The following is a 24,328-nucleotide window of genomic DNA, read 5'->3' on the forward strand; positions in this document are numbered from 1 at the left end:
GATAGATCGTCTCGTGACGGGCCAGCATGGCGACGAACTCGCGGATCTTCCGCTCGCGGGTCTGCGCCCGCTTGACGCCGTTGACGCGGTGGATGAGCGCGAACCGGTTGGTCTTGGTGAGTACGTCGAACATGGCCTGGGCGGCGGGGTCGGCGGCGATGGCGGCGAGGAGGTCGGCGGGCACCTCGGCCTCCGACGGCGGCGCGTAGGCGGCCGCCCACCGGCCGTCCGCCTTCGCGGCTTCCACCGCGGCGCGGCCGGCTGGCAGCATCCGCCCCTGCGCCTCCAGCCGGGCGACGTGTTCGACGTTCCGTTGTGACCAGGAACTGCGGGGCCGGCGAGGGGTGAACCGGATCCAGGAGGTCTCGTGATCCCGCTTGCGGGCCTGCCCGTCGATCCATCCGAAACAGAGGGCCTCGTCGACCGCCTGCTGCCAGGTCAGCGTGGTGATCGAGCCGCCCTTCCTGGTCAGCGCGAGCCAGACGCCGGGCGACGTGGCGTGGTTGGCCGACAACCAGGCCCGCAGCGCTTCGGCGTCCGCGACGATCAACTCATTCAGCTCGGCGCTCGCCATGACGGCAGACTAGTGCGGTGGTCCGACAAGCTGGTTCGGGAAGGACGCGCCGGTGAGCTGCTCGGAGACCTGCCAGACGCGCCGGGCCTCGTCCTCGCTGCGAAGCCGGGAGTAGAGGGCCTGCTCGACCGCGGCAGGCTGCTCGGGTCTCGATGATCCGTGCGGACGCGACTTCATGATCGCGCGTCGAACTGGGCGCGGGCCTCAAAGACGCGATCCATGTGGGTCTCCGCCCAGGTCTTGATCGCGACCATCAGCGGAAGCAGGTCGTGGCCGACCGGGGTGAGCGCGTAGTCGACCCGGGCCGGCACCGAGGCGGTGACGGTGCGGGTGAGCAGACCGTCGCGTTCCAGCGTGCGCAGGGTCTGGGTGAGCATCTTCTGGCTGACGCCGGCGATGCGGCGGGCGAGTTCGCTGTGCCGCTGTGGACCGCTGGCGAGCGCCGCGATGACCAGCGCCGCCCACTTGTCGGTGAGCGTGCTCAACAGTTCCCGGGTCGGGCAGGCGGCCAGGAACGCGTCGTAGTCGCGTTTGGCCTGTTCTCGTCGCTGTCCAGCGGTTGTCGTCGCCATCATCCACCACCTCGCCGGTGCCCTAGGCACTTACAGGTACCTACTCCCTGACAGTGCCCAACGGTACCTACCGTGAGGACGATCCTGACATTGAGCGGAGGACATGGCGATGCGCGCAGTCAGCTATACACAGTTCGGTGGGCCGGAGGTTCTGCACGTGGTGGCGGACCTGCCGGTGCCGGAGCCGGGACCGGGGCAGGTGCGGGTACGGGTCGCCGCGTCCGTCTTGCACCCGGTCGATCTCATGGTTCGTGCCGGTCGGTTCCCGGCACCACTGCCGGTCGGGCTGCCGTACGTCCCCGGGTGGGACGTGGCAGGGACTGTCGACGCGGTCGGCCCGTCGGTCAGCGACCTCGCGGTGGACGACAACGTCATCGGTTTCTCACCGTGGCTGCGTACCACCGTCGGCGCGCACGCGGAGCACGTGGTCCTCGATGCGGCGTGGCTGACCGCCGCACCCAGCGGGGTTCCCGCCCACGAGGCCGCCACCCTGCCGACAAACGGCCTCACCGCCGCCCAGGCGCTCGACCTGCTCGCGCTCCCTGCGGGCTCGTCCGTGCTCGTCACCGGCGCCGCCGGGCAGGTCGGCGGGTTCACCCTGGCGTTGGCCCGGGTCGCCGGCCTGCGCGCCACCGGGCTGGCCGGCGACGGCGACCGCGAGTTCGTCGAGTCGCAGGGCGCGACGTTCGTGCCCCGTTCGGACGATCCGACCGGGGCGACGGCGGGAGGCTTCGACGCGGTCGTCGACCTGGCCGTGATCGGCCCGTCGCTGCTGGGCCTGGTCCGGGACGGCGGCGGCTTCGTGGCCGCCTCACCGCCACTGCGACCGGAGCCGGTGCGGGGAATCCGGACGTACGCCCTGGAGGTGCTGCCGGACGGCACCCGGCTGGGCGAGCTGGTGAAACTTGTGGAACGCGGGGAGATCCCGCTACGGGTCGCCGGGGTCTACCCGTTCGCCGACGCGGCAGCCGCCCACGAGCGGCTGGCCCGAGGCGGCGTGCGAGGTGGCGTCGTGATCGTTCCCTGATCCGCCCACCTGGACAACGCGGCGGTGGTGTGGCGGGAGGTGCGGGGGCAGGAGGCCCCTGCCGGCGGCACCGGCGGGGGCCTCGCTCATTCGGCGAGGAACGCGACGAGGGTTCTGAGGTACTCGGCTGGCATGGTCTCGTGGACCAGGTGCCCGGCCGTGATCGTCGTCATCCGGGCGTCGGTCAGCCGGTAGGCGAGTTCGACGATGTGCCGCTGGGGCACCGGGCTCGTGGCTCCACCGGCGATGAGCAGCGTGGGCGCGGTGATCCGGCCGATGATGTCGGCCCACCCTGGATCCGGATCGTCGATCTGGGGTCTGATCTGCTCCACCATGTGCCAGTCGAACGGCAGCTCTCCTGCGGGACGGTCGGGAAGTCCCGGCGGCCGCGGGTGCGGGAACCCGATGTCCTCGAGCACGAGTTTGCGAACCTGTCCCTGCCGTGCGGCGGCCACCCGGCAGGCCACCAGGCCACCGAGGGAATGACCGACCAGATCCACCGGGCCGAGATCCATCTGGTCCAGGATGCCGATGACGTCCTGTGAGATCAGATCCATGTGGTAGCCACCGGGCCAGGCACTGGCACCGTGGCCCCGCAGGTCGACGGCGTACACGGTGCGCTCGGCGTGAAGACCCGAGGCGATCACGTCCCAGTCGCGTGCGGTCTTCCCGGTGGCGTGCAGCAGCACGACCGCCGTGCTGCCCTCGTCGACGGCCCGCCACACCCGCAGTGCGAAGCGCAGGTCTCCGACCATGACGTCCATCCGCTCAGGCACCCGCTGAGCATCTCCAACAGTCATCGGGGAATGCAAAGCATTCCGCCGTGGGCAGAGACCACGCTGCCGTCGTCAGGTCCGACGGAACGCCCTTCCCACCGTGCTGGCCGCAATGAGGGCGTGCCACCTTCGACCTTGCGGCCGCATCAGAAGCGGGCCGCCCGTTGACCTGAAGTGCGGTTCAGCATGGATCGTGGTCGGAGACCGGAAGGACGGTGCGATTGAATTGATCAACCCGACGGCGACGATCCGCCTCGCCCGACCCAGCAGACGCCTGGCGGACACCGAACGGTTCTACGTACAGGGGCTGGGGTTGCACGTGCTCCACCGGGCGACCGCCGTGTCCCCAGCCGAGCATGACCTGGTCATGCTCGGCTGGCCGGAAGCCTCGTGGCATCTCGAACTCGTCGGAGGATCGAACCTGGGCGTCGCCCCGTCGCCGACCGCCGAGGATCTGCTCGTGCTGTACCTGTCCAGGCCGGTCGACGAAGCCATGATCTCCGAATTGGAGGAGGCCGGTGGCCGCCAGGTCAGCCAGAGCGCGTACTGGGACCGGTGGGGCGTGACGGTGGAGGATCCGGACGGCTACCGACTCGTGTTGTCGAGCCGAGCCTGGTCCAACGCCACGTAGGTCGCCGGCTGCCGGATGACCTGATCTCGGTCCGAGCTGGTGAGTGGACGGTGCTGGCGGTCAGGCGATGCCGTCGGTCAGGCGGCTATCGTGCTGCGCATGAGTGTGCCCGGTTGGCTCGACGACACCAGGACCTCCTACGACACGGTGGCGGTCAGCTACGCGGATCTGCTGCGTGACGCTCTGGCCGGCGAGCCGTTCCAGCGGGGCATCCTCGCGCTCTTCGCCGAACTGGTCCGTGCCCAGGGCGCCGGGCCGGTCGCCGACGTGGGCTGTGGTCCGGGCCGGATCACCGCCCACCTGCGCAGCGTCGGTCTGGACGCGTTCGGCATCGACCTGTCGCCGGCGATGATCGACGTGGCCCGGCGGGACCACCCCGGTCTGCGCTTCGAGGTCGGCACCATGACCGGCCTCGAACTGCCCGACGGTCACCTGACCGGACTGCTCGCCTGGTTTTCCCTGATCCACGTGCCCGACGACCGGATGCCGGCGGTGCTTGCCGAGTTCCGCCGGGTGCTACGGCCCGGCGGGGTCCTGCTGCTCGGGTTCCACGCCGGTGACGGCAGCGAGCTCAAGACGCAGGGCTACGGCGGACACCCGATGAACGTGTACGTGCACCGCCGCCCGCCGGGTCGGGTCGCGGCCTGGCTGGACGCCGCCGGCTTCACCGTCGAGGCCGAGCTGGCGCACCGTCCAGCCCCGAACGTCGCGGGCGGGTTCGTCTTCGCCCACCGCTGAGACGGGCAGGGGCGTCCCGGGAACGCGGTACGCGACTGCGCCCTCGCCGAATGTGGCTCCTTGACAGGGGTTCGGGACAACGTGACAAGGCGTCGCCGGTGATGGGATCTTTGGCGGGTGATGGAGGCTGCGCGGGGTGAGCTGGACCGGATGCGGAACTCCTCGCTGGTCTGGCCGGAGTTGCGCTACGAGCCGGCCACGGGCGCCGGCGGGGACGACTGCGACAGTCGTGCGGCGCGGCGGGCGATGGTGTTGTGGGCGTTGCAGTACGACCGACGGGCGGAGGATCTGCCGCTGGTGCGGTGGTTGGCCGAGCAGGAAGCGGTGTGCCGACGTGAGGCGGCGTTCCAGGGGCTGGGTGAGGAGGCCGAACTGGCCGGCTTTCTGCTTGCCGGGTACCAGCGCGTGGAGGATGTGTGGCGGCACTGGGAGATGAAGCGGGCCAACTTCGACGCGTGGTGTGCCTACGACGTCGAGTACCTGTTTGCTGCCGGAGTGCAGGACACAATCGACTTCGTCCGCGACAGCGAGCACAGCGACCGCGACGAGGTGCTGGAGCGTCTGCTCGACGGGGACGGTCAGCCGTACGTGTCAGCGGAGGATCTGACCCGGTGGTGGCCGGCCGTGCGGTCGCGGTTCCCCGCCGACCCGGCGGCCGAGGACCCGCTTCGTTGGGTGCATCGGGCCAGGCTGATCGGTGACGACGGGCTGGCCCGCAAGTGGTTGGACCGGTGGGCGTCGGGTCGTCGGCGCGACCAGGACACACTGAGCGAGCTTCGGTACCAGCTCGCCGATCTGGGGGCGTTCGCCGAGGCCGCCAGGGCACAGCGGGAGAGTCTGGTCTTCGCCGACGATCCGTGGGACGCCGCGTCGGCGTGGCAGTCCCTGGCCACGTTGGAGCGCCAGGCCGGCGACCATCCCGCCGCCTGGGAAGCGCTGCGGCAGTGCCGTCGGGCCCTCGATGGTGTGACCGGCTGGCGGGAGGTCGGCCTGGGCCGGATGTACGTGGCGGAACTGTTCCTTCTCGCGGGTGCGGCGGACGCTGGGTTGGCTGAGGTCGTGTTCGCCGAGGCGGACCGGCAGGCGATCGAGGTTCCCAGACTGCCCTTTGTGGTGTTGCGGACCGCTGCCGAGGCCGCCGGCAAAGTCGGCGACCACACCAGGGCGGAGCACTACCAGAAGCTCGGCGATGCCGAGCAACGGCGCATCGACGGCGAGCGGGGGTCGGCCCGCTCCTGATACCTGCCGTACCGCGCGATGGCGCGCAGCGCCTCCGGGGAGTCGCTGACGACGGCCGCGACCGTTCGTGCGGCGGCCAGGTCCCGGCGGCGTCCATCTCGGTGAAGCGACGGGGGACAGCGCCGTCGTCGACCTCATTAACAGCGGGTTTCGTCGATATGTCGCTTCGCTGGTCGCCGGCTTCGGCGGACCATTACCTGAGACGGCCCAGCTCGCCCGCGCCACCGCGACCAGCCCAAATGCACTTTGTTGACCAACGTGGTTGACATTGGGATAGGCCCACATCAATCATGAGGCGTCTGCGGAGCAGGTCGCCCGCACCGGCGCGGGGGCTCGCACAAGGGGCACCATTCCTTTCTTGGACTCGTGCTACGCAGAACAAGGATGATTTTCGGCCCGCTGGGCCAACGGGGGAGCTATTCGTGAGCACATGCCTGGGTGCATCCTGCGTGATGCCTAGTAAAACGTTATCGGCCGCCCGGCGTCGCCGCCGATGATCGACTGCCTCGTGATCGGTGGCGGCATCATCGGCGCGAGCGTGGCTCACCAGGCCGCGAGCCGCAACCCCGGCTGGGAGGTCCACCTGCTGGATCCCCGCGGCATCGGGTGCGGAACGACGGCCTCGTCGGCCGGGCTCCACGTGCCGTTCGGCGCCACCACCGGCATCCGGTCACTCGTCCGCGACGGCGCGCCGGTCTTCGCCGGGTACCGCTCATGGGTCGCCGAGGACACCATCCGCGAGCTGCGGTTCCTGGTCGTCCTGCGGACCACCGCGCCCAGCGCGTTCCTGGCCACGATGGCCGGCGGGGCGGCCCACGAGCCGACTCCCGACGACCTCGACTGGCTCGCGCACCGCTATCCGGAGTGCGACCTCGCCGGGCACGAGATTCTGCGGCTCGACGGCGCGTACCGGGCCAGGGCCAGCGACCTCGCCGGCCAGCTCGTCATGGCGTCGCCGAACGTACGCTTCGTCGCCGCGTCGGTGAACCTCGTCCGTCGCCGAGAGCGACAGTGGATCGTGGAACACGACGGTGGGGCGACCGCGGCCGGCCGCGTGATCCTCGCGGTCGGGCCATGGGACCTGCCAGCGCTGGACGTCCCGATGCCGCCCGCCGCCCATCCGCCAGGCGGGCGCAAGCGGGTGGCCGCCCTGCACGCCTACAACGCTCCGACGGAAGCCGACCGGGCGGTGTACTTCCTCGACGACGACGTCTTCCTGCTGCCCGAACCGCGCCTGGGATACACGGTCACGAGCTTCTACCTCGACCGGTGGGACCAGCCGCCGGGCAACGGCGACCACGTCCCCACGCCGTCCGACCAGGCGGCCGGCCGGGCTGTACTCGCCCGTCGGGTCGGCCCGTCGTTCGCCGCGACCTGCGCCGGGGGCAGAGCCGGCACCGACCTCTACCAGGCTCAGCGCCTCCCGGCGGTGCTCTCCCTCGACGCGGAGAACAGCCTGCTGTTCGCCGGTGCCGGCTCCGGCTCGGGTGTGCGTCTCGCCCCCGGTATGGCCGCGCGGACGGTCGACCGGCTCGCCATCGCATGACACCGCGCCGGCTCTCGCCCGGCGCCGCCAGGAACAAGTCGGAAGGACAGTCATGACCACGCTCTTCGCATCGCTTCGTGCTGCCGCCACAGCGGACGACCCGGGTCTCGTCGACGTCCCGCTGCCACCCGACGGCCGCTATCAGCGCCAGGAGGTCACGATCCGGGGCCTGTCCGACGCGGTGTCCGGCGTCCTGCGCGCCGGCTTCGAGGACGTCACGGACTTCCCGCTCCTGGTCGTGGGCTGGGGCCGCTGTCGCGTCGGGTCGACCGCGATGACCAACCTGTTCGGCATCGCCGGTGCCGCGGCCTACTACCAACCGGTCAAGACGATCGCGCGGTTCCGACTGGTCGGCGGCGCGGGATCGCCGTGGCGGTTCGGACCGGGGGAACGCATCCTCTTCGCCAAGGAGATGGCCGGGCCGTATCTGCCGTACGAGGCCCTGTTCAATCCGATCGAGTGCCTGATGGCGGCCGGCTGGCCGGCGGATCGCCTCCACCTGCTGGTGCTCGATCGGGAACCGCGGGACTCACTCGACTCCTGGATGGGCAAGTGGCACGAGAAGATCGGCCGCACCCGGGTGATCGAGAACTTCCTGCTGAGCACGGCCAACTACGACCGGATGCGCGCCTTCGCCCGACGTGCGGGGGTGACCACCACCCACTTCCCGTACGAGGCGAGCCGCGCGCCGGTCGAGACCGTCCGCTGGCTGTTCGACCGGATCGGGATCGGTGACCTCTTCGACGAGCGCCTGCTCAGCGGCTGGGGTGCCTCGGGTGATCTCAACTCCGCCGACGCCAGGATCCACTATCCGGACGAGCCGCAGGAGTACGTGGTGCCCGGCATCCACGGCCAGGGCGACGCCTACAGCTATCAGCCGCGCCGGATCACCCAGCTCCGCGACGACGAGCTGCGCCACGCCGAGGACGAGATGGTCGTGGCGAGCTACCGCACCTCGGTCGACGCGTTCTGCCGGGACCTCGACGTGAGTCCGCAGTGGCGGCAGAAGATCTTCCCGGAGGCGCTGTGAACAGGCCAGCCGACCAAGCCTCGCCGCAGCCGTGGCTGGCCATCGCGCCGCCGCCGACGCCCAACGGCGACCTGCACCTGGGGCACCTCTCCGGGCCGTACCTGGCCGCGGACATCTTCGCCCGCCACCAGCGACGCAAGGACGCGCCGGCCGTCTACCTGTGCGGGCTGGACGACCATCAAACGTACACGGCCCTGCAGGGCATCCGCGACGGGCGGACACCGGACCAGGTCGCCGACGACTTCGGGGCCCGCATCGAGTCCGCGCTGGAACGCGCCAACATGTCGATCGACGTGATGGTTCGGCCCCGGGCATCGGCCCGGTACACCACCTTCGTGCAGGACTTCATCCGGGTGCTGTACGAAGGTGGGCAGGTGGTGCCCCGTGAGCGGCCGCTGCCGTACTGCGCCGGCTGCGAGCGGTGGTGCTACGAGGCGTACGTCTCCGGGGGTTGCCCCCACTGCGGCGCCGGCACCGGCGGAAACTGCTGCGAGGGATGCGGCTGGCCCAACCAGTGCGCCGACCTCAGCGATCCGACCTGCACGGTGTGCGGGACGCGGTGTGAGATCCGGCAGGTCCGTCAGCTCGTCTTCCCGCTCGAACCCCACCGGGACCGGCTCACCGCCTACTGGGCCGACACCGTGATGAGCCCGCACGTCGCCCGGCTCTGTCGGGAGGCGGCCAGCGCCGGACTGCCGGACCTCGCGGTCAGCTACCCGGGCGACTGGGGCATCCCGGCCACCGTCTCCGGGTTCACCGACCAACGGATCTACGTGTGGGCCGAGATGGCCGCCGGATATCTCGGCACGTACCCGGGACATCCGGAGGTGTGGCGTCGCTCCGGCCAGGTCGTCCAGTTCTCCGGGTACGACAACGCCTTTTTCTACGCGGCCTTCTTCCCGGCACTGATGACCGCCTTCGACCCGGGCGTCCGGCCGCCGACGGCCTTCGTGACCAACGAGTTCTACCAGCTCGACGGGCTGAAGTTCTCCACCAGCAGGCGGCACGCGATCTGGCTGCGGGAGGTGCTCGACGAGGTGCCCGCGGACCTGCTGCGGCTGTACCTGGCCGCCGAGGGGCCCGCGGTGGCGGAGACCAACTTCACCTGGCCGCAGTTCGACAGGCACATCCGACAGGTCCTGCTGCCCCGGTGGGCGCAGTGGTGGAACGAGCTGAGCCGCCGCGCCACGACGACCGCGGGCGCGCCGCGTCTGCGAGCCGACCGGACCGTCGAGCAGCGGCGGTTCCGAGCGCGGGTCCAGGCGATCGCAGACCAGGTGGATCAGGCACTCGGCGCCGCGGAGTTCTCCACCCGGCGCGCCGTCGACCTGCTCGACCTGCTGGTCCGGGAGGCGGCGGACTTCGGTGCCGCGCACGACGCGTCGCGTGCCGGGACCGACGGCCTCGCCGAGGCCGTCGGCCTGGAGGTGGAGGCCGCAGCTGTCTTCGCACTGTCCCTCAGCCCGATCGCGCCGGCCACCGCCCAGCAGGTCTGGGCGGCGCTGGGGCTGCCGGGACACGTGCACGAGGTGCCGTGGGCCGACCGCGACGCGCTGCCGGTGGACCGGTCGGCCGTCGTCGGTCTGGACCAGGTGGGCAAGGCGTTGCAGGCCGGTGACATCCAGATGAGCGAGGTGGTGACCCGTGACTCGACTGACTGACGAGACAATCGACACCGACATCCTCGGGATCGGCCTGGGGCCGGCGAACCTGAGCTTCGGTGCGCTGCACGAGCCGCTGGACGGCAGACGGGCGTGCTTCCTGGAGGCTGCGCCGTTCTTCCAGTGGCATGCCGGCATGATGGTGCCGGAGGGGCAGCTCCAGGTGTCCTTCCTGAAGGACCTGGTGACCACCGTCGATCCGACGAGCAGGTTCACCTTCCTCAACTACCTGGCTGAGCAGGGCAAGCTGCACCGCTTCCTGATCGCCTGTGCCACCAGCGGCACCTACCGCGAGGAGTTCGAGAAGTACTACCGGTGGTCCGCGGAACGGTTGTCGGGGGTGCGGTGGGGACACGCCGTCGAACGTGTCGAGGTGGTCGGTGACCGGTTCGAGGCGACGGTGCGTACGACCACCGGTGCGGTCCGGGCGTCCGCGTCCACGCTGGTGCTCGGCACCGGCAAGCAGCCCTACCTGCCGCCGTTCGCTGCCGAACTGCGCGGTCGGCGCGTGCTGCACAGCAGCGACCTCATGGTCGGCGCGCTGGACGTCGCGGGCAAGGACGTACTTGTCGTCGGTGGCGGGCAGAGCGGCGGCGAGGTGGTGGACTATCTCCTCTCCGACACCGACGGCCTGCCGGCGTCGCTGACCTGGCTCTCCAAGCGCAGTGGCTTCCAACCGCTCGACGACTCGCCGTTCACCAACGAATGGTTCTTCCCGGGCTACGTCGACCACTTCTACGCGTTGCCCCGGGACCGGCGGGAATCGTTGCTCAGGACGCACCGGTTGGCCAGCGACGGCATCTCCGAGTCGACGCTGCGGGACATCTACCGCCGGCTCTACTACCTGGACATGGTCCGCGAAGGTCAGGTCCGGCATCATCTCCGTACCGCCTGCCACGTCGAGGCGCTACGGCCGGACGGCGACCGCTACGTCGCACTGGTGAAGGAACTGGACGGCACCGGGCAGTTCGAGGTGCCCGCACACGTGATCGTCTTCTGCACCGGCTACCGGGGCGGCACGCCGGCCTACCTGGCCGGGCTGGACCCGCAGCCGCGCCGGGACGGTGGCCAGCTGCGCATCGGCCGGGACTACCGACTGGACTGGGGCGGCCCCGAGCCGCTGTCGATCTACGTGCAGAACGCGGCCGAGCACACCCACGGTATCGCCGATCCGAACCTCAGCCTCGCCGCCTGGCGCAGCGCCCGCATCATCAACTCGATCTACGGGCGGCAGGTCTACGACACCGAGCGGGAACAGTCCACCTCCCAGTTCGGTCCCGTGCCAACGGCGGCGGTCGCGCCATCACAAACCGTGCCGGCCGAGGCCGAGCCCGAGGCCGAGCCGATCGGGAGCCGTCCGGTGGCGATCGGCTTCCGCTGCCCCGAGAGGTCTCCCGGCGGCATGTCGGTCGAACTGGCGGTGCTACCCGGCGGCGATGTTCGCCCGGTCCCGTTCAACTCGTCGCGCTGGGAGGTGCCGCCCGGGGCGGTGAGTGACCTCGACGTCCATGAGGTGGAGGAGATCTGGATGGTCAGCTCCGGTCGCGGCCGACTGGTCTCGGACGACGACGCGGTCGACGTGGCCGCGGGCGACATGGTGTTCATGCCGAGCAAGGTGCCGCATCAGGTGGTCAACACCGGTGCCGAGCCGCTGCGGATCTTCTCGGTCTGGTGGTGACGTGACCGGACTGGCACGGCAGGACGACCCGAAGACGCAAGGAGCGGTGATGCAGGACAGGGACAGGCCGACGACCGGCGGCTTCGTCGTGGTACGCAACGATGAACTGGAGTTCTCCATCTGGCCGGCGGAGACGGCGCCGCCGGCCGGGTGGACGTCGACAGGCGTTGCCGGCAGCGAGGACGAGTGTCTCGAACACATCGGTCGCACCTGGACGGACATGCGTCCCCGATCGGTACGGTCGCCGGGCCCTCGGCCGTGGCATCTGGACGCGGAGCGCCCGCCCGAGGTCGTGGCGGAAAGCTCCGGCGCGCGTGGCCCTGCCGTGCCGATCCCGGACACCGGAATCGCCGACCTGATCGACAGGCGCAACGAGAGCTTCCCCGACGAGATCGCCATCCGGTTCGCCGGCACCACGGTGACCCGCGCCGAGCTGGCCCGGCGGACCCGACGGCTGGCGGCCCGGCTGGCGGCCCTCGGCGCCGGCCCGGAGAAGCCCGTCGCCGTGCTGCTGCCCAGATCCGCCGATGCCGTCGTGGCGATCGTCGGGGTACTCAGGTCCGGCTCGCCGTACCTTCCGATATCCACCGCCGACCCGGTCGCGCGGCTGCGCATGGTCCTGCGCGACGCCGGCAACCCGCCCGTGCTCACCGACGACGCCGGCCGGGCGGCGCTCGCCGGCTACGACGGCGTCGTCACGCTGCTGGACGACGACGGGGAGGGCGACGTCCCGGCCGAGTTCCCGCCGGTGGCGGGGGAGAACCTCGCCTATGTGGCGTACACCTCCGGGACGAGCGGGCCGCCGAAGGGTGTGCTCGGCACCCACCGGCAGCTTGTCAACTACGTGCGGTGGTGTGCCGAGGAGTTCGCCCTGGAGCCGGGCGAGCGCGCGCTGCTGCACGCGCCGCTGTACTTCGTCGGCTCGGTCATGACGCTGTTCACCGCGCTGGTGGCCGGCTGGGAACTGGACGTGGCACCCGAGCCGGTGGCCTTCGACGAACTGCGCGACCAGGCGCGGCAGGGACGGTGCGGCTTCCTCAAGCTCACCCCCTCGCACGTTCGCGCGCTGACCTCGATCGGCGACGTGGCGAGTCTGGCCAGGCTGTACATGATCGGCAGCGAGCCGCTGGTCCGCACGCCCGCGTTGGCCGACTGGATGGCCGAGAGTCCCGGATCGCGTTACGCCAACCACTACGGCATGAGCGAGACCTGCGGGGCCACCTGGTACTGGATCCGCGGCGACGAGCCGATCGGGGACCGGCTCCCGGTGGGCGCACCCATCATCAACGCGGAGGTGCACGTCCTCGGTCCGGACGGTCAGCGACTTCCGTACGGCGAGGTCGGCGAGTTGTGCCTGGCGGGTGCGGTCGTCGGGCGCGGATACCACGGCGACCCGGCGCTGACCGCCCGGCGCTGGCGGCCGCATCCGTGGGGGCGGCCCGGCGAACGGCTGCTGCACACCGGCGACCTGGCCCGGATGCGGCCGGACGGCATCGTCGAGGTTCTCGGGCGCTCCGACCGGCAGGTGAAGATCCGTGGGCACCGCATCGCGCTGCCCACCGTGGAAGAGGCGGTCCTGCGCTGTCCAGGGGTGGCCGAGGCCGTCGTGTCGGTCATCCCGGACAGCCAGGAGGTGCCGCGGCTGACCGCCCTGCTGCGGTCCGCACCGGGTGAGCAACCGTCGGTGGGGGTCATCCGTGAGCGCCTGCTCGCCGAGCTGCCCGAGCCGTGGGTTCCCTCGCACTATCTGGTGACGCGGGAGTTCCCGCTGACTCCGAACGGCAAGATCGACTATGCGCGTCTGGCCGGCAGCCGGGGCATCCGGCCCGAGACGGCGGGTACGTTCCGGGAACCGGCCACGCCGGAGGAGAAGGCGCTCTGCGACATCTTCGCCGACGTGCTGCAACTGGAGCGGGTGGGCGCGGACGACAACTTCCGCGACCTCGGCGGCGACTCCGTGAACGTCGTGCAGGCGATATCGCTGGCCCAGGAGGCCGGCGTCGAGGTCTCCATAAGCGAATTCTTCGAGCACGCCAGTCCACGGGCCCTGGCCGCGCTGGCTCGCCGTCCCGGTCCGGGGGCGGTGGCGCCGGTCGCCGCCGTGACGACCTCCACAGTGGAGGTCGAGAGCGTCGAGCCGGAGGCGGACGAGCCGGTCGTGGCCGACCCGACCGGTCGGATCCAGCGGGTGCCGGTGCCGTTCTCCGGTCCCGGCCGGGCGGCTCCGCTGACCTGGGGGCAGCTGCACATGTGGCGACCCCTGCAGTGGTACGGGGCGGCGTTCGCCGCCCTCAACATCACCCGCTTCGTCGATCTCGGCACCCCGGGCGCCGAGATCGACATCTGCCTGGCCGCGGTCCGCCGCCTCGCCGAGACCTACGAGCCGGTACGCACCCGGTTCGTCGGGACCGGCGATGAACCGGTACAGCGGGTCGCGGCCAACGGTGACCTCCAGGTCGAGGTACTCGATGCCGAGCCCGACGAGATCGACAGCTCGGCTCAGGCCCGCGCCACGCGGCTCGCGGCCGAACCGTTCGACCACGCCCGGCAGTGGCCGGTACGCCTCTGCCTGATCCGCGTCGAGGGCCGCGTCCGTTCCATCGCGGTCGTCGCGTCCCACCTGGCCTTCGACGGATGGAGCATCGAGCGCCTCACCGAGAGTCTGGCCGGGTGGGTCCGGGGCGACTCCGTCGCGCTGCCCGACCCGGTGCAGCCCGCCGACGAGGTCGCCGAGGAACGCTCACCTCGCGGGCAGCGACGCAGCGAGCAGGCGTTGGCCTACTGGCGGGAGCGGTTGACCGAGCTGCCGCCGGTGAGCGTACGGCCGGAGGTGTCACGAATGGATCCGCCGTGGCAGCGCTGGGCGCTGTGGTCGGCGGACGTCGCGACGCACGCTGCCGAACTCGCGGCGCGGACGCGTACCTCCACGTCCACTGTGATGGTGACGCTCGCGGCCATCGCGACGGCCGCACTGCAACGGCAGGACACCGTCGGGCTGCTGCTCATCTCGGGCAACCGGTTCACCCCCCGGGAACGGCGCAACGCCGGGCCCACCGTGCAGGACGCGCTCGTCGTCCACCACGGTGGGGACGACCGGACCCTGTCGGAGACGATCAAGGAGACGTACCGGACGGCGACGGAGGCCTACTTCAACGGCCGCTGCGACCCGATCGCGCTGGCGGCGCTGCGGGACGAGGTCGGTACCACCGGCCGGCCGGATCTGTCCTGGTACTTCAACGACGCCCGGCTCGGCCGCGAGTGGCAGCCCGATCCGGCCGCCGGACCGGCCGGCGAGCCGTTCCTGGTACGCGGCATCGACTACAGCGACATGACGTTCTGCCTCGGACTGGCCCAACGGGGGGCGCACTGCGAGGTGTTCCTGCTGGCCGATACCGCCGTCCTGCCGCCCGAGCGGATCCGCCACTTCCTGCGGACCCTGAGCCCGCTGCTGTCGCGAGCCCTGCGCGAGGAACTGCGCGTGCGTGACGTGGCCGAGACGTTGCTGGGCGAGCCGGCGGAGGGCAGCTGATGCGGGCACGCATGCGGCGGTACTGGGCCGAGGCCGTGGAGCCACGGCTGTTCCTCTTCGCCCAGCTGAGGGAGGTTCCGGCCGGGCTCACCGCGATGATCGCGGTGCTCAACGTCGTGGTCGGGCTGCTGCCGGTCGGCTTCGTGGTGGCCACCAGTACGGTGATCAGCCGGGCGCCCGATGCGGTGTCCGGTGGTCTCGGCTCGCCGGCCTGGCGTGAGTTGACGTACGCCTTCGTCGTGGCGAGCGTGCTGTTCCTGCTGCAACAACAACTGACCCCGCTGTCCGTGTCGCTCGGGCAGCGGCTCAAGCACCAGGTCGACGGGCGCTTTCAGGACCGCCTGATGGCGGCGTCGTTGCGTACCGCAGGGATCACGCCGCTGGAGGACCAGGCGTCGCTGTCCAACCTCGAACAGGCCGCCGAAGGGCTGGAGAAGGGCAACCGCACTCCGGGCGACGCGGCCGCCGGCACGCTCGCTCTGGTGCTGCGCTACTCGCGGCTGCTCGGGTTCCTCGGCGTCATCGGCGTCGCGTACGCGTGGTGGGCCGCCGCCGCCATCGGCGTCGTCACGATGATGTTCCGTTACGGCCAACGCGGCGGGGTCCGGATGTACACCAGACTGTGGCCGCACCGGACGCGCTACCGACGGGAAGCCGAGTACTTCCGGGTTCTCGGCATGGGTGCGGAGAACGCCAAGGAGATGCGGGTCTTCGGCCTGGCGGACTGGGTCGGTGAGCGCTACCGGTCGGCCGCGCTGGAGGCGCTGCGCCCGGTCTGGCGTGAACGTCGCCGGGTCAGCGTCGTCAACTTCGTCTGGTTCACCGCCGCGAGCCTGGTGATCAGTTTCCTGGTGCTGGCGTCCGTGCTGCGCGCGGCGGCTGCGGGGGACCTGTCACTGTTCGCGCTGACCCTGACCCTGCAGGCGCTGGTGGCGGCGGTGCTGCTCGGCGAGTTCTACCACGAGGCGGACACGGCGACGCAGTTCGGCATGCTCGCGGCGCGGGCGATGGACACCTTCGAGCGGCAGGTGTCCGACCTGGCGGACAACGAGCGGCGCACCGGCCGAACGGGGTCGCCGGCGCCGACCGACCCGGGCGGACTACCGACGCGGGAGATCCGGTTCGCCGGGGTGTCCTTCACCTACCCCGGGGCGTCCGCGCCGGTCTTCGACGGCCTCGACCTGACGCTGCGGGCCGGCGAGTGCACCGCGATCGTCGGACTCAACGGCGCCGGCAAGACGACACTCGTCAAGCTCCTGTCCCGGTTGTACGACCCGCCCGCCGGCGCGGTGCTCGTGGACGGCTGCGACCTCCGCGACCTGCCGATCGACGGGTGGCGTCGTCAACTCGCGGTGATCTTCCAGGATTTCAACCGCTACGAGCTGACGGCCGGCGAGAACATCGCCTTCGGTGCCGTCGAGGCGCCAGCCACCTCGGATGCGCTGCGCCGGGCCGCGAAGGAGGCCGGCGTGCTCGAGGTGCTCGAAGGGCTGCCGGACGGCCTGGACACGCTGTTGACCCGCCGGCATGCCGACGGCGAGCAGCTCTCCGGCGGTCAGTGGCAGCGGCTGGCCATCGCCCGGTCGCTGTACGCGGTCGCGGCGGGCGCGCGGGTACTCGTCCTGGACGAACCGACGGCGGCGCTCGACGTTCGCGCCGAGGCGGCCTTCTTCGACGAGTTCGCCGCGCTGACCCGGGGCATCACCACGCTGCTCATCTCGCACCGGTTCGCGACGGTGCGGCACGCCGACCGCATCATCGTGCTGTCGGGCGGTCGGATCATCGAGGACGGCTCACATGTCGAGTTGATGGCCGCCGCCGGCACCTACGCGCATCTGTTCGACCTACAGGCCCGACGCTTCGCCGAGGACGACGCCGGTGCCGCCGTGGAGGTGCAGCCGTGACGGCCCTGACCAGCATGCGGGGCATGCTGCAGATCGCCTGGCGAACCAGCCGCCGCAAGATGGCGGTGTCCATCGTCCTGATGGCACTCGGCGGCGCGTCGTGGCCGCTGCTGGCCCTCGCCCTCAAGATCGGCGTGAACGCCGCCCTCGCCGGAGACACCGCCGGCACCACCGTCGCGGCGGCGTTCATCGTGTCCGGCCTGATCGGCGCGCTCATCCTGCAGCATTTCGCGTACGTGCCGTACGCGGAGGCAACCGAGATGGCGACGATCGCCCTTGAGGCGGAACTGATCGAGCTGGCCAACACCGCGCCCGGTATCGAGCAGTACGAGAGCGCCGAGTACGCCGACAAGATCGAGCTGCTGAAGAAGGGCATGGCCGAGTTCCACGACGGCATGTTGGGTCTGATGTCGTTGGTGTCGCTGGTGACCTCGGTCGTCCTCACCGGGCTGCTGCTGGTCTTCGTCAACCCGTGGCTGCTGCTGTTGCCGCTGGCCGCGCTTCCGCCGGTGCTGGCGAGCCAGCGGGCGCAGCGGATCGTCAACCGGGCCAAGGAGGAGTCGGCGGGTGCGACCCGCCAGGCGAGTCATCTCTTCGGGATGGCCACCAGCGCCCGACCCGCCAAGGAGGTACGCCTGTTCCGGTTGCAGTCCGAGCTGCGGCGTCGGCACGCGACGTTGTGGCAGGCGGTCGGGGCGGTGCTGTGGCGCGCCGAGCGGCGGGCCGCCCTGGTCGAGGCGGGCGGCCAACTGGTCTTCGGCGTCGCCTACGTCGGCGCGGTCCTGCTGGTCCTGCGGGACGCGATCACCGGGCACGCCGGGGTCGGCGACGTGGTGCTCGTCATCGTCCTGGCGGTGCAGGTGAACCAGCAGGTCACCGCCGCCCTGGACCTGTTCCGCAAGCTCCAGCGGATGGCCCAGGGCATGACCCGTCTGCACTGGCTGCGGCAGGTCGCCTCGGCGCGGGCGGACGGGACGGCCACCGCGACGGTGCCTGACCGGATCCGGTCCGGCATCGAGCTGGCGGGGGTCTCGTTCACCTACCCGGGGACCGCTAAGCCGGTGCTGCACGGTGTCGACCTGCGCCTGCCCGCCGGCTCGACGGTGGCGATCGTCGGCGAGAACGGCGCCGGCAAGACCACCCTCATCAACCTGCTCTGCGGCTTCTACCGGCCCACGGGCGGGCGGATCCTGGTGGATGGCGTCGACCTCACGACGATTCCGGCCGCGCGGTGGCGGGCCCGGCTGGCCACGGCGTTCCAGGACTTCGTCCGGTTCGAGCTGCCCGCCGGACACGTGGTCGGCGTCGGTGACCTGCCGCGCCGGGACGACGCCGCGGCCGTCCGCGCGGCGCTGGGTCGCGCCCGGGCCGAGGACGTCGTGGACCGCCTCGCCGACGGCCTCGCCACCCAGGTGGGCAAGTCCTGGACCGAGGGTGTGGAGCTGTCCGGCGGGCAGTGGCAGAAGCTGGCGGTGGGCCGGGCCATGATGCGCGGCGGTCCGCTCCTGCTCGTCCTCGACGAGCCCGCCTCGGCGCTCGACCCGCAGGCCGAGCACGTGCTCTTCGAGCGGTACGCGGAGAACGCCCGCCGGGTCGGTGCGGAGTCCGGCGCGGTCACCGTCTTCGTCTCGCACCGCTTCTCGACGGTCCGGATGGCCGACCTCATCGTGGTGCTGTCGCAGGGGCGGGTGACCGAGGTCGGCAGCCACCAGGAACTGATGGCGCGCGACGGCCTCTACGCGGAACTGTTCGGCATCCAGGCGAGGGCGTACGCCGGGGAGGCAGCCGGTGGCGCGGACAGCTGACGTCGCCGGTGCCCCGCCCGCTCCACGCACCGACGAGATCGACCCCGGTGGGCGGTACCCTGCGCCTACCGGGGCACTCCCGGCCCGGCCGGAGAGGACAGCGCAGCTCGTGGACGACATCGTTTCGCTGGTCAGGCCCGAGATCTACGCGATGCGGCCGTACAGTTCGGCGCGCGTCGAGGCCGAGCAGGCAGCCCGGATCCACCTCGACGCGAACGAGAACCCCTACCCGCCGTACCCGGGCGGGGTCGAGCAGGAGGGCCTCAACCGGTACCCGGAACCGCAACCGCCGGCACTGCTGCGCCGGTTCTCCGAGATCTACGGGCTGCCGGTGGAGCAGCTCTTCCTCTCGCGCGGTGCGGACGAGGCCATCGACCTGCTGGTCCGGGCGTTCTGCGCGGCCGGCCGGGACGGCATCCTGATCACACCGCCGACCTTCGTCATGTACGAGACGGCCGCGGCCATCCAGGGTGCCTCGGTGTGTCGGGTACCCCTGCTGCCCGGGTCGTTCCAGCTCGACACCGACGCGATGCTCGCCGCCTGCGACACCGACCCGGCGATCAAGCTCGTCTTCGTCTGCTCACCTAACAACCCGACCGCGAACCTGATGGACCGGGCGTCGGTGCTGCGTCTCGCCGAGCGGCTGCGCGGCCGGGCGATGGTGGTGGTCGACGAGCTCTACCTGGACTACTCGGGTCGGCCGTCCCTCGCCTGTGACATCGCCGATCAGCCGAATCTCGTCGTGGTGCGCTCGCTGTCCAAGGAGTACAGCCTGGCCGGTGAGCGCTGCGGCATCACGCTGGCACACCCGGAGGTGGTCGGGGTGCTCCGCCGCATCATGCCGCCGTACCCACTCACCGTCACCGCGATCCGCGCGATCGGCGCGGCGGTCTCGTCCGAGGGCATCGCCTACGGGCGGCGCAACATCGACCGCATCGTCGCCGAACGGGACCGGGTGCGGCGCGCCCTGGCGCAGGTGCCGACCGTGATCGAGGTGTTTCCCTCGGACGCCAACTTCCTGCTGTTGCGCACCGGGGATCCGCAGCGGCTGTGCGCCGCCCTGGCCGAACAGGGCATCAGGTTGCGGGACCGCAGCGGCGTGATCGACGGCGGCGTCCGGCTGTCGATCGGCACCCCCGAGGAGAACGACGACCTGCTCCGGGCCCTCAAGCTCCACGGCTGACGGGCAGGGGGCGTGCCGGTGGGGGTGGCCTGCCGCTCCGGCGGACCGCCCCCCACCGGCGGGGCTCAGGCCGCTGCGGGGTGCCGCAGCGTCTGCCAGGCGCCGTAGCCGCCGAGCAGGTCGGAGACGTCGGTACGGCCGGCCGCACGCAACAGGCTGGCCGCGACGGAGGAGCGGTAACCACCGGCGCAGTGCACGACGACGGGTCGGTCGTCGGGCACCTCGTCGAGTCGCCGGGGCAGTTCGGCAAGCGGAATGTGCAGCGAGCCGTCGACGGCACCGTTGTCGCGTTCCCCGGCGTTGCGCACGTCGAGCACGCACGGCGGCTCGGCCCGGTCCAGGGCGTCGCGCAGCTCGGTGGCGGTGACCCGGCTGGCCGGGGTCAGCTCGGCGGCCATCTCGCGGAACGCCTCCTCGGGCTCGGGCAGGTACCCGGCGACGTGGTCGAAGCCGATCCGGGCGAGGCGGGTCACGATCTCCTCCTCGCGGCCCTGCTGGGCGACGACGAGGATGGTGCCCTCGGGTGCGACGACACTGCCGGCGGTCTCGGCGAACCGGCCGTCGGCGGGGATGTTGATCGCACCCCGGACGTGTCCGGCGGCGTACTCGTGCGGGTCGCGGGTGTCGACCACGACGGCGCCGTCGGCGCGGGCGGCGAGGAACTCGGCGGGCGTGAGCGGCCGGGCGGGGCGTGCGTGGTCGAACAGGTCGCGGGCCTTGCGGTTGAGCACCGCGTCGAAGGCGAAGTATCCCGGTGCCGCCGGCTGGCCGCCGGTGACCAGCGCGACGAACTGTTCCTCGCTCATCGGCGCGCAGGCGTAGTTGGTGCGGCGCTGCTCGCCGATGGTGGACTGCCGCTCGGTCGACAGGTTCTTGCCGCAGGCCGAGCCCGCGCCGTGGGCCGGGAAGACCCGCACCTCATCGGGCAGGGTCATCAGCTTGTGGTGCACGCTGTGGTAGAGCATGCTGCCCAGCTCGTCGGCCGTGACGCCGAACGAGGCGAGCAGATCGGGCCGGCCCACATCGCCGATGAACAGCGCGTCGCCGGTCAACACCCCGTACGGGGCGGCGTCGTCGGCGTGCTCGTACACCAGCACGCTCACCGACTCCGGGGTGTGGCCGGGTGTCTCCATGATCTGCAGGGTCACCTCGCCGAGGCTGATCCGGTCGCCGTCGGTCAGCTTGCGGATCGGGTACTCGGTCTCGGCGCGTCGGCCGTAGCCGATCCAGGCGCCGGTCGCCGCAGCCACCTCGAGGTGGCCGGCGAGGAAGTCGGCGTGGAAGTGGGTGTTGATGACGCCCTCGATGGTCAGCCCGCGGGCCCGGGCGTCGGCGAGGTACTCCTCGATGTCGCGGCGCGGGTCGACCAGGATCGCCCGGCCGGTGGTGTCGTCGGCGATCAGGTACGAGGCCTGGGACAGGCAGTCCAGGTAGTACTGGGTGAACAGCACGGTGAGCTCCTTTGCTGGGTTCGGTTCCTTAATACCCCGGGGGGTATGTGACGGGCACAGTGCTACGGTCCGGTCGCGGGCGGGGTCACCTCCGCGACGAGTTCGGGTGCCCAGCACCGGTGGCCGCAGGTACCGGCGTGCACGGCGAGGATGCGGGTGCCGGGCAGTCGGGCGGCCAACCGGGACAGGCCGGTACGCAGTTGACGATGGTGCTCGGCCACGCTCACCGGGTTCCCGGCGCAGTCGGAGTGCGCGGCGACGACGAGAGTGGCGCTGCCGTGGGCGCGCTGGGAGATCCGCACCTTCTCCAGGAGTGCGTCCAGCCGGGCCTCGCCGGTCGTGGCCAGCACCGCCTCCGGCCCGGGCTCGGTGATGGTGTCGAGGTACTCGACGTCGAGATGCTGTCTCACCCACTCGTCGAGGGGGCGCTGGATGCGGCCGTCGATACAGCTCAGCAGCGTGGCGAACCGGTCGGGCACGACTAGAACACCTCCTGTGGTGACGGTGGGCGTGCGGGCGTGTCGACAATCGGCTGCGCGGCGCCGCCGCCGGTGGCCGCCACCGCGGCGGTGAGGTCGACGTGCACCTGGCCGCCGCCGTGCATCGTCTGCCACACACCCGCCCGGCCGAGCAGGTCGCGCACCGGCCCACGGACCGTTGCCAGGTGCAGCGCCACGCCGCGGGCCGCGAGGCGCTGCCGCAGCTCGGCGACGGCATGGGCACCGTCGGCATCGGTGTCGCTCATCGCGCTCGCGTCGAGCACCAGTGCCGTCAGTTCCGGCCGCTGTTCGGCCAGGCTGAGCAGCCGGTCCTCCAGGAACTGGGCGTTGGCGAAGTACAGCGGTCCGTCCACCCGGACGATCGCGACCCGGGGGTCGGTGACCAGGCCGGAGTAGCGCGCCACGTTCCGGTACGTCTGCGTACCCGGCACCCGGCCGAGTTCGGCCAGGTGCGGCCGGGCGGAGCGCCACAGGAACATCGCCAGGCCGAAGGCCACACCGGCGGCGAGACCGGGCTCGACCCCGAACAGCAGGGTGACCACGAAGGTGAGGGCGAGGGTCAGGCCGTCCGAGCGGCGGGTCCGCCACGCGGCCACCGCCGACCGGCGGTCGACAAGTCCGAGCACCGCCACCACCACGATGGCGGCGAGCACCGCCTTGGGCAGGTGATGGAAGGCCGGCGTGAGGAACACCGCCGTCAGGGCCACCATCAGGGCGGTGACCACACTGGCCAGGGGGGTACGCGCCCCGGCGGAGAAGTTCACCGCACTGCGGGAGAACCCGCCGGCCACCGGAAACGCCTGGAACAGACCGGCCGCGACGTTTGCCGAACCGACAGCCGCGAGTTCCTGGTTGGGGCTGATCTGCTGGCGGCTGCGCGCCGCGAGGGACTTGGCCACGGCGATGCCCTCCATGTAGGCGACAAGGGCGATCGCCACGGCCGCCGGCAGCAACGCCGTCACGTCCGAGCCGCCGAGGGCGGGCAGGGCCGGGGTGGGCAGCCCGCCGGGGACCTCGGTGAGAATCCGTACGCCGTGCGTGCCGAGGGAGAACCCGGCGCTCACCACTGTGACGCCAGCCACCACGAGCAGGGCCCCTGGCAGTTTCGGCAGGTAGCGGCGTAGCAGCAGCAGGCCGGCGACGCTTGCCAGCGAGACCAGGACCGTCAGCCCGTGCACGGTGGTGGCCGACCGCCAGAGCGACGCGACGATCTCCGGGAAGGTCTCCGCCCGCCCGGCGTCGAGTCCGAGCAGGTCCTTCACCTGGCTGGCCGCGATCACGATCGCGGCGGCGGAGGTGAAGCCGGAGAGCACCGAGTGGGACATGAAGTTGACCAGAGCGCCGAGGCGGAGCACCCCCATCAGCACCTGGATCGCGCCGACCAGCAGCGCGAGCAGGCCGGCGAGGGCCGCGTACCGAGCGGGGTCACCGTGGGCCAGGGGGGCCAGCGCGGTTCCGGTCATCAACGCGGTGATGGCCACCGGCCCGACGGCGAGCGATCCGGAACTGCCCAGCAACGCGTAGACAAGCAGCGGCACGACCGAGGCGTAGAGCCCGGTGACCGGGGGCATGCCGGCCAGCGCGGCATAGGCCATGCTCTGCGGGACCAGCATGACCGCCACGGTCAGACCGGCGATCAGGTCGTGGCGCAGGGCGCGGCGGTCGTAGTGGCGCAACCACCCGAGCAGGGGTACCACCCGGGCCGCCCCGGAGCGGTCCTGCCGGACGTACTCCGTAGCGTTCACGACTGCTGCCGCTCGTTGCGCAGCCGGGCGAGGGAACTGTCGACGTCATAACCGGTGCCGCGGTTGTAGGGCAGTCGGGACAGCATCGCGCCCATCGCGCAGGTGTCGGTCAGGGCGGCGAAGGTCAGGCCGGCGCCGATGAAGCCGGCCACGAACCGGGCGGCGGGCACCCAGACACTCGCCACCACGGCGAGCAGGACGAGACCGCCGGCGACGAGCCGGACCTGGCGTTCCAGGCTCCACCGCTGCCGACCGCGCTCGACCGGTCCGCCCGCGGCGACCCAGGCGTTCATGCCACCGGTGATGACCGTGGCGTCGGTCAGGCCGGCGTCGGCCAGCCGGGCGCAGGCCGCGGTGGCCCGGCCGCCGGACTGACACATCAGCAGGATTCGGCCGCCCGCGTCGTTGACGATCCGGCCCAGGTGCGCGTCGACCTGATCGAGCGGCAGGTTGATCGAGGCGGGCACGTGCGCGCTCTCGAACTCGCCAGGGGTGCGTACGTCGACGATCAGCACATCGGGGTTGTCGGCGATCAGGGCTTGTGCGGTGGGCGCGTCGATGGTCGGCGAACTGTTCCTGGCGGTCACGGGACACTCCATCCTCAGGTTCGTGGTTGCATACCCCCGGGGGTATCTGGTTCCGAGTATTGACCAGGGATCGGAGAATCGCAAACGGCCGGCTGTGGCGCTCTCGGCCACCGGTCGGGAGATACCCCCCGGTGTACTGTTGTTCGACGAGC

Annotated in this window: 20 protein-coding genes; 12 read left to right on the forward strand and 8 right to left on the reverse strand. The window is 71.3% G+C overall.

The features are described from left to right. The 3 genes from AB0I71_RS27950 to AB0I71_RS27960 form a co-directional block, all read right to left on the reverse strand. On the reverse strand, positions 1-574 hold a 574-nt coding region (locus AB0I71_RS27950), incomplete at its 3' end, for a YdeI/OmpD-associated family protein (protein ID WP_357589572.1). 9 nt (positions 575-583) lie between these two features. Further along, positions 584-751 (reverse strand): hypothetical protein, encoded by a 168-nt coding sequence (locus AB0I71_RS27955; RefSeq protein ID WP_357589574.1) that lies wholly within the window; start codon positions 749-751, stop codon positions 584-586. Next, entirely contained in the window at positions 748-1,146 is a 399-nt protein-coding gene (locus AB0I71_RS27960) for a helix-turn-helix domain-containing protein (RefSeq protein WP_357589576.1), read from the reverse strand. Before AB0I71_RS27960 ends, AB0I71_RS27955 begins: the two co-directional genes overlap by 4 nt. Positions 1,147-1,249: 103 nt before the next feature. Here AB0I71_RS27960 and AB0I71_RS27965 point away from each other — a divergent pair, with 103 nt between their 5' ends. Next, positions 1,250-2,173, forward strand: coding sequence for an NADP-dependent oxidoreductase (locus AB0I71_RS27965; protein ID WP_357589579.1), 924 nt, complete (start codon positions 1,250-1,252; stop codon positions 2,171-2,173). Between the two features lie 86 nt (positions 2,174-2,259). On the opposite strand, the gene AB0I71_RS27970 is transcribed toward AB0I71_RS27965, so the two are convergent. Beyond that, positions 2,260-2,973, reverse strand: a complete 714-nt coding sequence (locus AB0I71_RS27970) for an alpha/beta fold hydrolase (protein WP_357589581.1) — start codon at positions 2,971-2,973, stop codon at positions 2,260-2,262. Between the two features lie 202 nt (positions 2,974-3,175). Between AB0I71_RS27970 and AB0I71_RS27975 the strand changes: the two genes are divergently transcribed. The 11 genes from AB0I71_RS27975 (at position 3,176) to hisC (ending at position 19,893) form a co-directional block, all read left to right on the forward strand. Continuing rightward, the gene (locus tag AB0I71_RS27975) at positions 3,176-3,580 is read left to right on the forward strand and encodes a VOC family protein (protein WP_357589679.1); all 405 of its coding nucleotides are present in this window, start codon (positions 3,176-3,178) and stop codon (positions 3,578-3,580) included. Between the two features lie 99 nt (positions 3,581-3,679). Further along, on the forward strand, positions 3,680-4,318 hold the full coding sequence (locus tag AB0I71_RS27980) for a class I SAM-dependent methyltransferase (protein ID WP_357589583.1): 639 nt from the start codon (positions 3,680-3,682) through the stop codon (positions 4,316-4,318). Between the two features lie 120 nt (positions 4,319-4,438). Then, positions 4,439-5,557: a hypothetical protein gene (locus tag AB0I71_RS27985; RefSeq protein WP_357589681.1), complete on the forward strand. Its 1,119-nt coding sequence runs from the start codon at positions 4,439-4,441 to the stop codon at positions 5,555-5,557. Positions 5,558-6,050: 493 nt separating this feature from the next. After that, on the forward strand, positions 6,051-7,103 hold the full coding sequence (locus AB0I71_RS27990; RefSeq protein WP_357589585.1) for an FAD-dependent oxidoreductase: 1,053 nt from the start codon (positions 6,051-6,053) through the stop codon (positions 7,101-7,103). Positions 7,104-7,155: 52 nt separating this feature from the next. Continuing rightward, positions 7,156-8,133 (forward strand): hypothetical protein, encoded by a 978-nt coding sequence (locus tag AB0I71_RS27995; protein ID WP_357589587.1) that lies wholly within the window; start codon positions 7,156-7,158, stop codon positions 8,131-8,133. Continuing rightward, entirely contained in the window at positions 8,130-9,794 is a 1,665-nt protein-coding gene (locus AB0I71_RS28000; RefSeq protein WP_357589589.1) for a class I tRNA ligase family protein, read from the forward strand. Before AB0I71_RS27995 ends, AB0I71_RS28000 begins: the two co-directional genes overlap by 4 nt. After that, positions 9,778-11,472: a SidA/IucD/PvdA family monooxygenase gene (locus AB0I71_RS28005; RefSeq protein ID WP_357589591.1), complete on the forward strand. Its 1,695-nt coding sequence runs from the start codon at positions 9,778-9,780 to the stop codon at positions 11,470-11,472. Before AB0I71_RS28000 ends, AB0I71_RS28005 begins: the two co-directional genes overlap by 17 nt. Before the next feature lie 49 nt (positions 11,473-11,521). Next, positions 11,522-15,001, forward strand: a complete 3,480-nt coding sequence (locus AB0I71_RS28010) for an amino acid adenylation domain-containing protein (RefSeq protein WP_357589593.1) — start codon at positions 11,522-11,524, stop codon at positions 14,999-15,001. After that, a complete protein-coding gene (locus AB0I71_RS28015; protein ID WP_357589595.1) occupies positions 15,001-16,905 on the forward strand; it encodes an ABC transporter ATP-binding protein in 1,905 nt (634 codons plus the stop codon). The genes AB0I71_RS28010 and AB0I71_RS28015 overlap by 1 nt, the downstream gene beginning before the upstream one ends. Next, a complete protein-coding gene (locus AB0I71_RS28020) occupies positions 16,902-18,710 on the forward strand; it encodes an ABC transporter ATP-binding protein (protein WP_357589597.1) in 1,809 nt (602 codons plus the stop codon). Before AB0I71_RS28015 ends, AB0I71_RS28020 begins: the two co-directional genes overlap by 4 nt. 109 nt (positions 18,711-18,819) lie before the next feature. Beyond that, positions 18,820-19,893, forward strand: coding sequence for a histidinol-phosphate transaminase (gene hisC / locus AB0I71_RS28025; protein ID WP_357589599.1), 1,074 nt, complete (start codon positions 18,820-18,822; stop codon positions 19,891-19,893). A 65-nt stretch (positions 19,894-19,958) separates the two neighbouring features. Here hisC and AB0I71_RS28030 read toward each other — a convergent pair whose 3' ends face one another. The 4 genes from AB0I71_RS28030 to AB0I71_RS28045 form a co-directional block, all read right to left on the reverse strand. Then, positions 19,959-21,344 carry a rhodanese-like domain-containing protein gene (locus AB0I71_RS28030; RefSeq protein ID WP_357589601.1) on the reverse strand — a complete coding sequence of 462 codons (1,386 nt, stop codon included), beginning with the start codon at positions 21,342-21,344 and terminating at the stop codon, positions 19,959-19,961. Between the two features lie 62 nt (positions 21,345-21,406). After that, on the reverse strand, positions 21,407-21,823 hold the full coding sequence (locus AB0I71_RS28035) for a carbonic anhydrase (protein ID WP_357589603.1): 417 nt from the start codon (positions 21,821-21,823) through the stop codon (positions 21,407-21,409). Positions 21,824-21,825: 2 nt separating this feature from the next. Beyond that, the gene (gene sulP, locus AB0I71_RS28040; protein ID WP_357589605.1) at positions 21,826-23,589 is read right to left on the reverse strand and encodes a sulfate permease; all 1,764 of its coding nucleotides are present in this window, start codon (positions 23,587-23,589) and stop codon (positions 21,826-21,828) included. Beyond that, on the reverse strand, positions 23,586-24,176 hold the full coding sequence (locus AB0I71_RS28045) for a rhodanese-like domain-containing protein (RefSeq protein WP_357589607.1): 591 nt from the start codon (positions 24,174-24,176) through the stop codon (positions 23,586-23,588). Before AB0I71_RS28045 ends, sulP begins: the two co-directional genes overlap by 4 nt. Between the last annotated feature and the right edge of the window lie 152 nt (positions 24,177-24,328).

The organism is Micromonospora sp. NPDC049891 (genome assembly GCF_040660295.1).
In the GTDB taxonomy this organism is placed as follows: Bacteria; Actinomycetota; Actinomycetes; order Mycobacteriales; family Micromonosporaceae; genus Micromonospora.

Excerpts from the sequence above, each read along its gene's own strand:
- AB0I71_RS27955 (WP_357589574.1), bottom strand. The coding sequence starts at position 751 with ATGAAGTCGCGTCCGCACGGATCATCGAGACCCGAGCAGCCTGCCGCG.
- AB0I71_RS27960 (WP_357589576.1), bottom strand. The coding sequence starts at position 1,146 with ATGGCGACGACAACCGCTGGACAGCGACGAGAACAGGCCAAACGCGAC.
- AB0I71_RS27965 (WP_357589579.1), top strand. The coding sequence starts at position 1,250 with ATGGCGATGCGCGCAGTCAGCTATACACAGTTCGGTGGGCCGGAGGTT.
- AB0I71_RS27970 (WP_357589581.1), bottom strand. The coding sequence starts at position 2,973 with ATGACTGTTGGAGATGCTCAGCGGGTGCCTGAGCGGATGGACGTCATG.
- AB0I71_RS27980 (WP_357589583.1), top strand. The coding sequence starts at position 3,680 with ATGAGTGTGCCCGGTTGGCTCGACGACACCAGGACCTCCTACGACACG.
- AB0I71_RS27985 (WP_357589681.1), top strand. The coding sequence starts at position 4,439 with ATGGAGGCTGCGCGGGGTGAGCTGGACCGGATGCGGAACTCCTCGCTG.
- AB0I71_RS27990 (WP_357589585.1), top strand. The coding sequence starts at position 6,051 with ATGATCGACTGCCTCGTGATCGGTGGCGGCATCATCGGCGCGAGCGTG.
- AB0I71_RS27995 (WP_357589587.1), top strand. The coding sequence starts at position 7,156 with ATGACCACGCTCTTCGCATCGCTTCGTGCTGCCGCCACAGCGGACGAC.
- AB0I71_RS28010 (WP_357589593.1), top strand. The coding sequence starts at position 11,522 with ATGCAGGACAGGGACAGGCCGACGACCGGCGGCTTCGTCGTGGTACGC.
- AB0I71_RS28015 (WP_357589595.1), top strand. The coding sequence starts at position 15,001 with ATGCGGGCACGCATGCGGCGGTACTGGGCCGAGGCCGTGGAGCCACGG.